The sequence below is a fragment of the Paenibacillus sp. VMFN-D1 genome, assembly GCF_003386155.1.
In the GTDB taxonomy this organism is placed as follows: Bacteria; Bacillota; Bacilli; order Paenibacillales; family Paenibacillaceae; genus Paenibacillus_AQ; species Paenibacillus_AQ favisporus.
Map to the genome: position 1 here is coordinate 1104735 of NZ_QRDU01000001.1, position 13744 is coordinate 1118478.

Genomic DNA, 13744 nt, shown 5'->3' on the forward strand with positions numbered 1-13744 from the left:
CTCTGAAAAGCGTTCGTCGTTCCTGCCGGATAGCTTCCAAAAACCGAGCTGGTGTTGGTCGTCGCAAACGCACCAATACTGTCGAGCGTTCCCGGAACGCCCGTCGTGTCCGATCGGCTGAGTCCGAGGGTATTCCCGGTAAACGTGACCGCTCCCGTAGCATTGAAAGTTGCTCTAACGATTAGAGGAATATGATCACCCCCTTTGTGTCAAATCCGGAAGAGACGAAAGAAAGGACCTGAATAACAGAATGGCACAATTCAAGGTATGAAGAATGAACCGGGGGTATGTGAAATTGCGGGGCTGAAATAAAAAACTTATCATTCCGATCGCACAAAAAAGATCCGCAAGCTTATCCACACACAGCGATCTCATTCCAAATGAGAGCTTTGTGGCAGATCTTGCGGATCATCGGTGGGCTTTGCGGATTTTATAGACACATTTTCGGTCGCCCATGGCGAGACACTCGTCGCGGGATACCTCGGCCCCAAGCAGCGATTCGAACAGCTTCAGCTCGCAGGCGCACGCATGATTGTATTTTTTCGCAATTTGCGATATCGGACAATTATGCTCGAATAAGGTATATTCATCTTCATTGTTTTTTTGAAGCTCAACCATATAGCCGTTTTCGTTTTGAATTTCGGCCAGCTGTTCGACCTTTTCGGCAAAGTCCTTGCCTTCCATTTTACCGGCATGGTTTTTCAGCAGCGATTCGCCCCGACGGTCAAAGAGGTGGTTCACCATTTCCGTCCCTGCATCCTGCTCGAGTTCCCCGAGAAGATCCAGCGTAAGCGAATGATACTTGTTGGGAAAAAAATCTTCAGCCTGCTCTGTCAGACGATAGATCGCGGAAGGCCTTCCCATCGGCTGCCGAATCGTCTTGGATTCGATCAAGCCTTCTTTTTCTAGCGTGTTGATATGGCGTCTGACCGCCATGCTGGTGATACCAATAAACTCCGTAATTTCCTTTGCACTGAGTTCGCCTTTGGTTTTCAGCATCTGCAGTATTTTGTCCCTGGTTGAGATATCCAGCTGTTGATTCATGTTAACACCGCCTATTCACTGATCCGGGCCATACATTTCTTTGTAAAAATGAATTCAAAGTATAAACAGCCTGTCGATTTGGAAATCAACAGGCTGAACCAATCGCAAATCGTCAATTATTTGGATTTGTAGAAGTTTTCCGCTTTTTGGATCATATGTTTTTCTTCTTCCGGAAGATCGGTATCATAGTATACCGCACCTACCGGGCAGGCAACTTCGCAAGCACCGCATTCGATGCAAATATCCGAGTCAATAAAATATTGATCCGGACCTTCCTCGATACAATCGACAGGACATACATCCACGCAATCAGCCGCTTTTTCGTCTATGCAGGCCGAAGTAATTACATAAGACATTTGTTTCACCCTTTCAAATTAATTAAATATCATGGTTAATAATTCTCTGAGCCAAATTCATAAAAATACGCCATTGCTCGCTGTCATCCCCAAATACGGCAGGGGATTTCTCCGGGTCCGCCGACTGGCCGGGCGCAGAAAGCGGGATCTCAGCCAGCAGCTTGGTGTTGAGCTGCTCCGCGAGAGCAGCTCCGCCGCCTGTGCCGAACAGATCATGCCGCTGACCGGAGGGGTCGGTAAAATAAGACATGTTCTCGATGACCCCGAGGATCGGATGGTTGGTCTGAATCGCCATCTCACCGGCCCTGGCAGCAACATGATTGGCAGTAGGGTGGGGCGTGGTCACCAAAATTTCCGAGCACTGCGGAATTTTATTGTGAACATCCAAGGCAATATCACCTGTACCCGGAGGAAGGTCCAACACGATGAAATCGAGCGGACCCCATTCCACTTCATTCAGGAACGTGCTGAGCATCTTGCCCAGCATCGGGCCGCGCCAGACGACGGGCTTGTTGCCTTGTACGAAAAATCCGGTTGAAATAACCTTGATTCCGTGCCGTTCTACCGGTACGATTCGGTTATTATGCTTCTTCGGAAGATCATGAATTCCCATCATTTCCGGAATACTATAACCATAGACATCCGCGTCGATGATTCCTACGCGTTTACCCTGCTTGGCCAGTGCCGTAGCCAGGTTGACGGTTACCGTAGATTTGCCGACACCGCCTTTGCCGCTGGCGATCGCGATGAACGTCACGCCAGAATCGGCGGCGACGAGCGGGGAATTCATCAGCGTTGGTGCACGGCGTACCGATTTATTCAGCTTAATTGCTATAATATCATTTTTTTCTTCATTTGAAATGGCTTTAAACCGGATATGCACGTCCGCGATGCCGATTCCCTTCAAGGCGCTGACAATCTGTTCCCTGATGCTCTCTTTGCTTGCGGACAGGACGGGATCCAGAAGCACCGATAGAGCCGCATGATCCTTATTGATTGTAATATCCCGGATCAAGCCGAGCTCAGCAAGGGGGCGCTCATGCTCATGGTCTTTCAAATGGGTCAGGGCAGCGACCAGGTCTTCTTTGGTCATGGTTGATCACCTTCATTCTCTATCTATGATAGATTGAACTGGTGCATGAAACGTCGTTTCATCAGTCCATTCTATCCCTATTACAGTATGGCTCAAAACAGCAGTACAGACCTCCTGTTGATAAAACCGGCGATTTCGAGCCCTTTTATGGATCAGCTCCCGTCGTGTTTCCCCATTACAGAACAGGTATGTACTATTATCAGAGTAATTGTAGTTCACACGGGTAATATAGTCAACATATATGTATATAAAGTAAAGAATATTTACGGAACAAGTATTGACAAAGGGAACGCTCAATTATAATAATTAGTATACGTTTATGTTTACTAATTAGGGGCTCACACCCGTGAAGGGAGGTTCAATTCCCCATTGGACTCGAATATGAATCAGGATCCCGGACAACGGGCGGATCAGGGGAATCGGGAAGCTCGCCCGACGTCTTTTTATGAGCAAATGGGCGGCGCAGACACGATGAAGGCGCTGGTGGAAGCCTTTTATCCCAAAGTGGTGGAGCACCCGCTGCTTGCTCCGCTGTTTCCGGAGAATATATTGCCTGTCATGAAGAAGCAGGAAATGTTTTTGACCCAGTATTTCGGAGGTCCTCAGTTATACACGATGCAGATGGGCCATCCCCGCATGCGGGCTAGGCATCTTCCGTTTGCCATCACGCCAAAGCGCGCGGAAGCCTGGATCGGCTGCATGCAGCAGGCCATGGAAGAGGTTATTGAGGATGAAATGCTGCGCCAGCAAATGATGGAGCGGCTTGCGATGACCGCATTCTTTTTCGTCAATACGGATGAAGGCGAAGTCGAATATTAAGGAAACTACAAACAGAAAAGGAGTTAACATCATGAAGCTGGTTGGAATATCTGGCGCGATCATCGGCAGCAAGACGGCTCTTGTGGTGAACAAAGTGCTGGAAGAGGTCAAGAAGCAGTATCCCGATGTGGAGACGGAGCTGCTCGATATGAAAGATTACGATGTGCAGTTCTGTGACGGACGCGATCCATCGGCATATACTGGCGACACGAAAAAAGTGATCGATGCGGTCATTTCCAGCGATTTTTGCTTGATTGGCACACCGATCTATCAGGCGTCGATGTCCGGCGTGCTGAAAAACCTGTTCGACCTGATTCCGGTCACGGCGCTGCAGCAAAAGGTCGTAGGATTCGTCGCCACAGGCGGAACGTACCAGCATTATCTGGTGATTGAGAACCAGCTGAAGCCAATCGCGGGATTTTTCCGTTCTTATGTGGCGCCAGGTTATGTTTACGTGCATGATGATCATTTTAACGAATATAAAGAGATTACGGATCCGAACGTGTTGGAACGGATTGAGCGGCTGGCCCACGAGCTGGTCTTTATGCAAAAACGGCTGAAAGGTTCGGAATAAGCTCTGTCCCCAAAGGAGCATACATATTTTAGCGTTGAATGAGTCCTGATCAAAAAGATCGGGGCTTTTTTTGTCGTATCTTCCTCCAATATGTCGTATAATAGATCCGGGTATGATAGATTTATAGATTGATAGAAAGCCGTGGTCTTGAATCACGCGGTATTATTTGAGGTGAACACATGCGAAAATGGGCAACATTGATCGTCGCGGTTATCATTGTCGGCGGCGCGCTGATCTATTTTGCGAACAGCAGAGGAACGGCCAAGGATGAGGCGACCGTACAGAATCCTCCGGCTCTCGCCCAGGGCGGCGGAGACCAAAGCGATAATGGCGGTACAGTAGATCCGGAAGGCACCAGCGGAGACGGAGATACTGCATCGGATAACGGCAGCACATCGGATACGGAAGGCACGAGCGATACCGGCAGCGATGCCACAGGAGGCGCCGGTGACGGCACGACCGGCCAGAATGCCGGACAAACGGATGATGGCAAGGATTCCGCTGCAACCGGCGGCAATTCAGGCCAGGATGCAGGGAACGGATCGGACGAACCAGCTGGCGGAACATCGGACAACAGTGAATTTGTCAATACGTACGACGTTGAGCATGTCGTATCCAATCCGACAAGCGATACGGTACTGGTCAATAAAACGTATCGTTTGCCGGAAGGTTACGTTCCGCCGGACCTCGTCTATCCTGACGTAGCATTCACGTTTTCGGAAAAAATAGACAAGCGTAAAATGCGCAAAGTGGCCGCAGACGCTCTGAAAGAGCTGTTTGACGCGGCCAAGCAGGACGGCGTTTACTTGGCCGGCGTATCGGGATACCGCTCCGAGTCCCGCCAGACGACATTATATAACAACTATGTGGATCGGGACGGCGTCAAAGCAGCCGATACCTACAGCGCGCGACCAGGCCACAGCGAGCATCAAACCGGTCTGAGCATTGACGTGTCGGGAACCGACGGCAAATGCGCCGCGGAGAGCTGCTTTGCAGGCACGAAGGAAGCGAAATGGCTGGCTGATCATGCTTACGAATATGGCTTTATCATCCGTTATCCGGAAGGAAAAGAATCGATTACCGGTTACAAATACGAGCCATGGCATATTCGCTATGTCGGCAAAGACATTGCCGAAGACGTGACGAAGAAGGATATCACGCTTGAGCAGTATTTTGGAAGCGCGGTTCCGGTATCCAAATAAAGCAGGCTGCAATAAACAGCAGAAAGTTATGAAGGAAGCCCCGTTTATGCTTCTGATCATGACATTCTGCTGTTCTTTGTTGGGTTTGTCCAATTGGAAGCTGTATCGCACCAGGGCAAGGCTCATTTGCGTTTTTTTTCAGCGATGTGTACGATGGAATTTGCGGGTTTAACAAAATATCAGGCCGATGCCAATGATGAATATAGAAGGGTTGTGTCATGATTATGGATTCCGATTTGAATATTAAATTAACATCTTATTCCAGCAAGGGCGGATGCGGCTGCAAAATCGGCCCCGCCGATCTGAGCCAGGTGCTTCGTGGCCTGCCGCCGGCAGTGCATGATCCGAATCTGCTGGTCGGGCTCGATACGAGCGATGACGCCGGCGTATACAAGCTGAATGACGATTTGGCGCTTGTACAGACGCTTGATTTCTTCACGCCGATCGTGGACGATCCGTATTCTTTTGGTCAAATCGCCGCGGCGAATGCGTTAAGCGATATTTATGCGATGGGCGGAAAACCGCTGACGGTGCTCAATATCGTCGCCTTCCCGATATCCACGCTGGATAAACGCGTGCTGACCGAAATTCTCCGCGGAGCGGGGGATAAAGTCAAGGAAGCGGGCGCTACGCTCGTTGGCGGACATTCGATTGACGACAAAGAGCCGAAATTCGGTTTATCGGTCACCGGACTGGTGCATCCTGATAAAGTAAGAAGTAACGCGGGAGCTCAGCCCGGAGACAAGCTCATCCTGACCAAGCCGATCGGCGTGGGCATCATGACGACTTCGATCAAGAAAGATCAGCTCACCCCGGAAGAAATCCGACGGGTGACGGAAGTCATGTCGACGCTGAACAAGAAAGCGGCAGAAATTATGGACGGCTATGAAGTCCATGCCTGCACCGATGTCACCGGGTTTGGCTTAATGGGCCACTCGCTTGAGATGGCCAAAGGCAGCGGGGTGGAAATCCGGATTCGCAAGCAGGATGTTCCCGTCCTGCCGCGGGTTCGTGAGCTTGCGGAGCAGGGTCTGGTTCCAGGCGGATCCAAAAATAACTATGCGCATGTGCAGGACCATGTGATTTTCCCGGAAGAGATGGACGAGACGGACCGGTACATTTTGTGCGACGCGGTTACCTCCGGCGGCTTGCTCATTTCCGTAGGGCCGGATGAAGCGGAGCGTCTGCTTCAGGAGCTGGTGGATGCCGGCGTGGAAGCGAAACTTATAGGTGAGGTTACCGCACAACATAGCGGGCAAATTGTGATTGAGTAAGGAGCTGTATCATGTTTCAAGATATACAGATCGAGAAGCTTAATGAACTGAGAGCAAAAAATGAAATCACCGTCATCGATGTCCGGTCACCGTCCGAGTATGCGGAATCAACGATTCCGGGAAGCATCAACATCCCTTTCTTCAATGATGAAGAGCGGGCGGAGATCGGCACGCTGTACAAGCAAGTGAGCACCCAGGCTGCGAAGGAGCGGGGCCTCGAGATTGTGTCTGCGAAGCTGCCCTCCTTCGTAAAGCAATTTGCTGAAATTCAAGGGAATAAGGCGGTATTCTGCTGGCGCGGTGGCATGCGGAGCCGTACGACGGCTACGGTTCTGTCCCTGATGGGCATTCATGTGCAGCGGCTTGAGGGCGGCTACCGGACTTACCGGAAATGGGTGGTCGACACGCTTCAGAGCATGGACTTTGCTCCGGACGTATACGTGATCCATGGCAACACCGGAACAGGGAAAACCTTGATTCTCCGGGAACTGCAGGAGAAGGGCTACCCGGTCGTTGATCTTGAAGGGATGGCGGGGCACCGCGGTTCCATTTTCGGCGAGATTGGCCTGAAGAGCAGCAACCAAAAGACCTTCGATGCCCTGCTGGTGGAGTCCCTGATCCGATATCAAGATTCTCCGTACATTCTGCTTGAGGCGGAGAGCAAGCGGATCGGAAAGGTGGTCCTGCCTGAATTTCTGGTCCAGAAGAAAGAGCTGGGGCGGCATATTGTGCTCGAAGCTCCGGTGGAGCTGCGGGTGAAGCACATTTTGGACGATTACCGCCCGTGGGAGCATCCTGCGGAAAGCCTGCTTGCTTTCTCCAAGATCAAGTCGCGGATTCATACGCCGATCGCCCAGGAAATCGAATTCAGCATGCAGCAAGGAAATTATGGGGCAGCCGTGAGATTGCTGCTGGAATACTATTACGATCCGAGATATGCGCACACCACCGAGGCTTACGGGGAAGCTTTCCATGAGGAACCGGTACTTGCCATCGGGTCGGTTGAGCAGGCGGTACAGCTGGTCGAGGAACGGATTCAGAGAGACCAGGAGCATGTCCAGGCAGCGGCGGAAGATGCACAAGAGAAAAAGCATCAATCCGTATAAAATTTAGGAATGGGAAGGGCCGGGGGACTGGTTCACCCGTATCATGCAAAAAGAAGGAATGCGCTGATGAGCGCATTCCTTCTTTGTTTAAGAGATCAGAAAGTATAAGTTTCAGAGCTTCTGCTTCCTGAACTCGCAAGAAAAACTTCATCTAAACGCGGTCTGTCTTCTTTGAAGGTACGTCGATAGACGTTTTTCTTAAGAGATCAGAAAAGTATAAGTTTCGGAGCTTCTGCTTCCTGATCTCGCAAGAAAAACTTCATCTAAACGCGGTCTGTCATCTTTGAAGGTACGTCGATAGACGTTTTTCTTATGATCGTAAGCACGGATCAGCGTTACATGCTGGCCCAGAGACTGCGCCGCAGCTCCGCCGGTCTTGCGCCGGCCGTGCGTGCGTTCAGCAGTTCTACGAGCTCCTCCGCGCACCGTTCCGGCCGGTAAACCTCGCGTGGAGCGGAATGGTACGGGCTCATGCGGAAGCCGTGAGGTGCGGCAGCCGTTCCGCCGGTGCTGATGGAATGCAGCCACCGGTCCAGGACAAGCGGGCTCAGGACTTCACCATAGCCGCCGCTGACAAAATATTCGCAGTTTTTCTCCTCTTGGCCCGGAATGGACTCACAGAACAGCATGGGCAGCCCTTTGGCCATCGCTTCAGTGCAGGTCATACCGCCCGGCTTTGTAATGAGCAGGTCGGAGGCATCCATCCATTTGCTGACTTCCTTCGTCTGCCCGATCACAACGATATTCGGATGAGAGAATGCAGGCGAACTCTTTAACTTCGATAGAAGCTTCTGGTTATTCCCGACACAGAACACGAGCTGTACGCGGTCCTTCCATTGGGCGAGCTGGTAGAACAGCTCCTTGTTTGCGACCAATCCCCAGCCGCCGCCCATAATGAAGACCGTCGGCATGTTTTTCAGCTTCAGCTTCCGCCTTACCGCCGCTTTATCTTCCTTCGTCCAAAACGTCGGATGGACCGGGATGCCGGTTACGTTCACGCTGTTTGGATGAACCCCGCGTTTCAACAAAATCCGGCGGACGGATTCCGTCGATACGAGGAACTGGTCCACCTGACGGTTCATCCAGGAGCCGTGTGCGTCGTAATCGGTAATGACTGTGCAGAGCGGAACGTCCAGTCCGGAAGCCTTCAGCCGTCCGATGATTGCGCTGGGGATCGGATGGGTGCAGACGATGAGGTCGGGTCTCAGCTGACGGATCACATCAGCCGTATGATTGTAGAACAATTTATGGAGCGCCAAAGCGGTCAGACGCTTCAGCGGTTTGTCATGCTGTTTTCGATAAAGCATGCCGACAAGGGCCGGATTGGTGCTTACCGTGAGACGGTAGGCCGACAAGATCCATGGAGCTACGGTAGGATTCAGAAAAGAGCCAAGCTCGATCACTTTGGTATGCACATTGGGTTGAATTTCTTTCATGCCAGCAGCCAGCGCATAACCTGCTTGGGTATGACCGCTGCCGAATCCCTCGGATAATATGAGTACACGCTTCTTTTGCACGATTGTTCACCTTCTACCTAGATTAATTTCGGGCTTCACTAGAGAGCCGCCCTCGTTTCTATAAAAAGTTTGCTTATGTTATAAGTGGGTAAGCTTATGTAATGAACCTGCTATAGTAACAGTGTATGCTTTCATGCGTTCAAACAAAACGGCCCGTGGACCAGTCTCAAACTGGACTTAAGTCGGGGGGCGCTGCTCACGATCCACTTCACTGCCGTTGACCAGTGACATCATATTCGTTAGACGCTTGAGAGTCACGGCAGCCCTGCAAATGGATTATAGAAACTGGATTCATAGGTTCGTGATCAAGTTCGGCTAGCATGCATTGAGAAGGATGCAGAAGGGGAAAAGGTCGGTCCTGCGGGTTACGCCTCCGGCCGATTCAGCGGATACAGCGCGGCACGCGTAAGCCATAGGGCCATCTCCTCAGCCGTCTCTTGCATTTGATGGTTCAGCCAATAGTAGATGAGCCCCATCATCCCGCCGGAGGAGAAGGAAGCCTGGAGCGCGTCTGTGGTGAAAGCGAGCAGTTCGCTCTTGATCACCTGGTCCAGCTGGACAGGGAAATCCTTGACATTCATCATGATGGTGTAGAATGCCGCATGCTGACGGATATGCTCAAACAAGGCAACGGCTGAAGAAATCGGTTTACCGGATTGCTCATAATCCTTCCTGGCCGACTCATGGGTATAGGAAGGATTGCGCATCGCGCTGCGAAGCGCCGTAAGAATGCCGGATGCGGTTTGGTTCAGCAGGTCATCCTTGTCGTAATAATGAAGATAGAAGGTCGAACGGTTCACTCCTGCTTTTTCAACAATGTTGCGGATGGTGATCGAAGCATAGTCCTTTTCCGCCATAAGGCTGATTAAAGCTTCGGATAGATAGTGCTGGGTGTAGGTGACTCGTTTGTTCATATGTCTAATATCCTCCAGATGATATTGAAAACGCTGTAAAATAGACATTTTCGGCCAGATTGACGTTTGATCGCCAAATTGGACGGGGGCTATAATGATTATAGACAATGTGTTGTCTAATTCAAAGGTTGGAGGTAGGTTGGTCATGAAGCTACAAGACAAAGTAACGGTTATTACAGGTGCCGGATCAGGAATGGGAAAGGAAATGGCTCTTTTATTCGCTAAGGAAGGCGCCAAACTGGTTCTCGCTGATATCTCCCAGGCCTCTCTTGACCAAGTCGTTGCGGAAATTCAGCAGCAGGGCGGTACCGCAGTTGGGGTCATCGCGAATGTTGCCAAGGAAGAAGATGTGCAGAACATGATCGATACCGCAGTGAATCAGTACGGATCGCTGGACGTGCTGGTCAACAATGCGGGAATTATGGATAAAATGGTGGCAGCGGCCGAAGTGACCGACGAACTGTGGGAGCGTGTCTTCGCCGTCAATACGACAGGCCCGATGCGGGCGATCCGCAAAGCGCTTCCAATTATGGTCAAGCAGGGAAAAGGCGTTATCGTCAATACGGCATCCGTCGGCGGATTGTTTGGCTCCCGGGCAGGGGCAGCTTATACGGCGTCCAAGCATGCCGTGATTGGTTTGACCAAAAATGTCGGCTACCAGTACGCGAAGCTCGGCATTCGCTGCAACGCGATCGCCCCGGGCGGAGTGGAGACCAACATTATGTCCGATACGCCTAGTATGGATATGAATGCGCTTGGAGTGCAGCAAGCGATGGCCGGCATGGGCGTGAATCCAAGAACCGGCAAGCCGGATGAAATCGCGAAGGTCGCTTTGTTCCTCGCCTCGGACGATTCCAGCTTTGTAAACGGTACGGTTATTACAGCGGACGCCGGCTGGACGGCTTATTAATCCCGCTTCGTCCCGGATGGTTCGATCCATCCGCTAAGTGTATACTTTCTGATTTCCCATTAAAAAAGCGCCGTCGTCCGTGCCTTTTCGGCACCACGATCGGCGCTGTTCTGCTTTCTTATTGCTGACTACCTGTGTCATCGGTTTGCGGCTCCAGGATTTACGTCCCCCGAGAACCGGATCGCTGGAAACCTTTTGCGGCTTCCCGGAATCGATTGTCTTCATTCTTTTCATCTGTAGATTCCTCCATCGTTATCATGTTCGCCCGGAAACCGGGTCTAACTTCACGGCAAATCAAAGCTTCCGGGGTTCAACTGATTATAGCATAAACGGTCTTTCTGCTTAGCACAAGATGCTGCGGCACAAAAATTTTCCTGAAAAATCCAAATTGGAGGCCAATTCTCTAACGTCCCATGTTATAATCAAAATGGTTTATATTGGTATAACAGGGAGGAAGAAGGATGGACGAACAACAACATGCCGCGGGCATGCCAAAAAATCAGGCAAAGGAGAGGAGCTTAAGAAACACATCTGTAGCCAAAAAAGTGCTTGCAGGCACACTTGGACTCAGTCTGCTGCAGGTGCCCTTGTTGGCATCAGCAGACACAGTCAGCGGGACTTCCGTTGTGAAGGATTCCGTAGTTTCAGCGTCCCAGGACAGCGGCTCCACAGCCTCGAAGGGACTCAATCCGGCTGACGCCAAAATTACGAAAGCCCAAGCGGAATCGCGTATTAGGTCTTTGTTTCCTGAATTGAAGGATGCAAAGCTGAACGGAGTAACCTATGGTGAGCAGAACGTGTACCCATCCAACACGAAGAAGGTATGGGAGCAGAATTGGACGATTCAACAGGGGAACCACTCGATGGGCTTCAGTACCGAAGTGGATGCGATTACAGGAGATATTCTCAGTTATAGTTATCCATATATGTACCCTTTAGACGATTCCAACACAGCCTATTACCCGCCGGCGGTTTCCGAGCAGGAAGCTCAGAAAATCGCCGAGGCGTTTATACCCAAAGCGGCTCCTTCTATTAAAGCAGGTACGATGAAACCGTCAAACCAGAACCTCTATTCATCCAACAAGGCGTTGTTCGGACCGGTTCAGTATTCATTTTCTTACACGATTGACGTCAATGGGATTCCTGCCGACAATGAGTCTGTGAGCCTGGACGTGGACGGCAACGGAAATATCGTCCGCTTTAACCGCAATACTTACCAGGAGGATTATCCAGCGGCGAAAGCCACCATCAGCAAGGAAGATGCGGAGAAGAGACTTAAGCAGGGCTTGTCCGTAACGCTGGCATACATACCGTCCACCTCGCTGTACGATACGTCCGCCAATCGGGAATGGAAGATCGGCTATGTTCCAGACCGGACATTGGAGCCGATGGATGCCAATTCCGGGAAGCGGATCGATACCATTTTTGGCAAGGATTTGGAAGGCCCAAGCCAAGCGGTTAGCTATACCGCTTTAAAGGCTTCCGGTAAAGTATTCACCCCGAACAAAGGCGGGCAGCTGACTTCGGACGAAGTGCTGCAGCGGGTTCAAGGCATTGCCCCGGGCCCGGATTACCAGGTACAATCCAATCTCAGCAATTATTGGGGCGGCACCGGTAAGCAAGTCTGGAGTTTGAACTGGAGCAAAAGAACTGCCGGAATAAACCGCGATGACAGCAAGTACGCGTACGTGGACGCCGACACAGGGCAGCTGCTGAGCTACCATGAGTTCCAGTATCCGGATGCCGAACCGGCCAAAGCTACCGCTCCGTCGGTGACGGAAGCCCAGGCACAAGCGAAAGCCATTGAGCTGGTGCTGGCCCATTATCCGAATGCCGCCGAAGTTTTGAAGCTGTCAGATGCCAAAACATTGAATCCGGCATCGGGCACGGTATATCAATTTGTGTTCCAGCGTTTCTACAAGGACTTGCCTGTTAACGGAATGACGGTGAGCGTCTCCATTGACGGCAGCGGCAAGCTGCTAAGCTACAATGCGGATACCTACCTGTCGGATAAGGATATCAAAACGTTAGATACCCTGACAGCAAAAGTTGATGCGAAAGACGCACAGCAGCGCCTGCTGGACGATCTCAGCGTGGAGCTGCGGTACATCAGCAGCGGCGGTTACACAGTGGATAACACGTACGTGGAACCGGCTGTTCGATTGGCGTATGTTCCAACGCTGAACGGAGACCGGAATGTAGGATATATCGATGGGGTTACAGGGAAAACCGAAGCATCAAGTCTGCTGCCTGTTTCGAACAAGGACAAGAGCGCTGCGCTTCCGAGCGATGCGGCAAACCACGCGGCAAGCAAGGATTTGGCGACGCTGCTCGAATACCGCGTGTTGTCGCCTGGTGAAGATGGCTTGCTCCATCCCGATGCGGAGCTGACTTTGGGGGACTGGATCCAAATGATGGCAAAAGGGGTTTACCCGGATCAAGGCTATTATGGGGGCCAGTATCAACCAGTCTTCACCGACGTTCCAGCCGACAGTCCGATCGCGGGAGCGGTACAGCTGTTCATGGATAAAGGCTGGCTGAAAGACGTGAAATCCTCGGAGCTGCATCCGGAGCAGAAGCTGACCCGTGAAGCGGTGGCCACCAGCCTGACCACGGCTCTGCATTACAACCGCCTGTCCAAGTTCTTCCAGCAGGATGCACAGGCGTTGTCCCTCTCCGACGCGAATGCGATCCAGGACAAAGGCGCTGTTGCGCTTATGCTGAAGCTCGGACTGATGGACGCCGCGGGGGGCAAATTCGACCCGGCGAAGCCGGTCACCAAGGCTGAAGCGGCGACCATTATGGTCCGCTTGGCACATCTCCAAAGCAAAGTGGATACCCCGCTTAACCAAAGACGATACTAGTCATTTTACGTGATCGAGCCTGGGGTCCATTACCCGGGCTGCCACTTGAACAACAGCCGCAGTCTCCGGAC

At 51.5% G+C, this 13744-nt stretch carries 13 protein-coding genes; 7 read left to right on the forward strand and 6 right to left on the reverse strand.

The genetic code is table 11. The features are described from left to right. Positions 1-408: 408 nt before the first annotated feature. The 3 genes from C7820_RS05185 to C7820_RS05195 all read right to left on the reverse strand — a co-directional run bounded on the left by C7820_RS05185 (position 409) and on the right by C7820_RS05195 (position 2493). A complete protein-coding gene (locus tag C7820_RS05185; protein ID WP_105442372.1) occupies positions 409-1044 on the reverse strand; it encodes a helix-turn-helix transcriptional regulator in 636 nt (211 codons plus the stop codon). Between the two features lie 116 nt (positions 1045-1160). After that, positions 1161-1400 (reverse strand): ferredoxin family protein, encoded by a 240-nt coding sequence (locus C7820_RS05190; protein WP_076171713.1) that lies wholly within the window; start codon positions 1398-1400, stop codon positions 1161-1163. Between the two features lie 22 nt (positions 1401-1422). Continuing rightward, complete coding sequence (locus C7820_RS05195; protein WP_116230024.1) at positions 1423-2493, reverse strand: Mrp/NBP35 family ATP-binding protein; 1071 nt, start codon at positions 2491-2493, stop codon at positions 1423-1425. A gap of 453 nt (positions 2494-2946) precedes the next feature. Between C7820_RS05195 and C7820_RS05200 the strand changes: the two genes are divergently transcribed. From C7820_RS05200 to mnmH, 5 genes are all read left to right on the forward strand, one after another. Beyond that, positions 2947-3312 (forward strand): globin domain-containing protein, encoded by a 366-nt coding sequence (locus tag C7820_RS05200; RefSeq protein ID WP_234489955.1) that lies wholly within the window; start codon positions 2947-2949, stop codon positions 3310-3312. Positions 3313-3343: 31 nt separating this feature from the next. After that, a complete protein-coding gene (locus C7820_RS05205) occupies positions 3344-3886 on the forward strand; it encodes an NADPH-dependent FMN reductase (protein WP_089547757.1) in 543 nt (180 codons plus the stop codon). A 179-nt stretch (positions 3887-4065) separates the two neighbouring features. Further along, positions 4066-5088, forward strand: a complete 1023-nt coding sequence (locus C7820_RS05210; protein ID WP_116230025.1) for a M15 family metallopeptidase — start codon at positions 4066-4068, stop codon at positions 5086-5088. 224 nt (positions 5089-5312) lie between these two features. Further along, entirely contained in the window at positions 5313-6362 is a 1050-nt protein-coding gene (selD, locus tag C7820_RS05215) for a selenide, water dikinase SelD (protein ID WP_397334152.1), read from the forward strand. 11 nt (positions 6363-6373) lie between these two features. After that, positions 6374-7468 carry a tRNA 2-selenouridine(34) synthase MnmH gene (gene mnmH, locus C7820_RS05220; RefSeq protein ID WP_116230027.1) on the forward strand — a complete coding sequence of 365 codons (1095 nt, stop codon included), beginning with the start codon at positions 6374-6376 and terminating at the stop codon, positions 7466-7468. Between the two features lie 335 nt (positions 7469-7803). Here mnmH and C7820_RS05225 read toward each other — a convergent pair whose 3' ends face one another. Then, positions 7804-8985, reverse strand: a complete 1182-nt coding sequence (locus tag C7820_RS05225) for an MGDG synthase family glycosyltransferase (RefSeq protein WP_116230028.1) — start codon at positions 8983-8985, stop codon at positions 7804-7806. Between the two features lie 365 nt (positions 8986-9350). Next, positions 9351-9899 (reverse strand): TetR/AcrR family transcriptional regulator, encoded by a 549-nt coding sequence (locus C7820_RS05230; RefSeq protein WP_181908936.1) that lies wholly within the window; start codon positions 9897-9899, stop codon positions 9351-9353. A 145-nt stretch (positions 9900-10044) separates the two neighbouring features. Here C7820_RS05230 and C7820_RS05235 point away from each other — a divergent pair, with 145 nt between their 5' ends. Further along, positions 10045-10809, forward strand: coding sequence for an SDR family oxidoreductase (locus tag C7820_RS05235; RefSeq protein ID WP_076164369.1), 765 nt, complete (start codon positions 10045-10047; stop codon positions 10807-10809). Positions 10810-10842: 33 nt separating this feature from the next. Here the strand turns inward: C7820_RS05235 and C7820_RS05240 are convergent, their stop codons facing one another. After that, positions 10843-11043, reverse strand: coding sequence for a hypothetical protein (locus tag C7820_RS05240; RefSeq protein ID WP_116230030.1), 201 nt, complete (start codon positions 11041-11043; stop codon positions 10843-10845). Positions 11044-11270: 227 nt separating this feature from the next. On the opposite strand from C7820_RS05240, the gene C7820_RS05245 reads away from it, so the two are divergent. Next, positions 11271-13673, forward strand: a complete 2403-nt coding sequence (locus C7820_RS05245; RefSeq protein ID WP_116230031.1) for a YcdB/YcdC domain-containing protein — start codon at positions 11271-11273, stop codon at positions 13671-13673. The last annotated feature ends 71 nt before the right edge of the window (positions 13674-13744 follow it).

Coding starts and splice junctions, on each gene's coding strand:
- C7820_RS05185 (WP_105442372.1), bottom strand. CDS start 1,044: ATGAATCAACAGCTGGATATCTCAACCAGGGACAAAATACTGCAGATG.
- C7820_RS05190 (WP_076171713.1), bottom strand. CDS start 1,400: ATGTCTTATGTAATTACTTCGGCCTGCATAGACGAAAAAGCGGCTGAT.
- C7820_RS05195 (WP_116230024.1), bottom strand. CDS start 2,493: ATGACCAAAGAAGACCTGGTCGCTGCCCTGACCCATTTGAAAGACCAT.
- C7820_RS05200 (WP_234489955.1), top strand. CDS start 2,947: ATGGGCGGCGCAGACACGATGAAGGCGCTGGTGGAAGCCTTTTATCCC.
- C7820_RS05205 (WP_089547757.1), top strand. CDS start 3,344: ATGAAGCTGGTTGGAATATCTGGCGCGATCATCGGCAGCAAGACGGCT.
- C7820_RS05210 (WP_116230025.1), top strand. CDS start 4,066: ATGCGAAAATGGGCAACATTGATCGTCGCGGTTATCATTGTCGGCGGC.
- selD (WP_397334152.1), top strand. CDS start 5,313: ATGGATTCCGATTTGAATATTAAATTAACATCTTATTCCAGCAAGGGC.
- mnmH (WP_116230027.1), top strand. CDS start 6,374: ATGTTTCAAGATATACAGATCGAGAAGCTTAATGAACTGAGAGCAAAA.
- C7820_RS05230 (WP_181908936.1), bottom strand. CDS start 9,899: ATGAACAAACGAGTCACCTACACCCAGCACTATCTATCCGAAGCTTTA.
- C7820_RS05235 (WP_076164369.1), top strand. CDS start 10,045: ATGAAGCTACAAGACAAAGTAACGGTTATTACAGGTGCCGGATCAGGA.
- C7820_RS05240 (WP_116230030.1), bottom strand. CDS start 11,043: ATGAAAAGAATGAAGACAATCGATTCCGGGAAGCCGCAAAAGGTTTCC.
- C7820_RS05245 (WP_116230031.1), top strand. CDS start 11,271: ATGGACGAACAACAACATGCCGCGGGCATGCCAAAAAATCAGGCAAAG.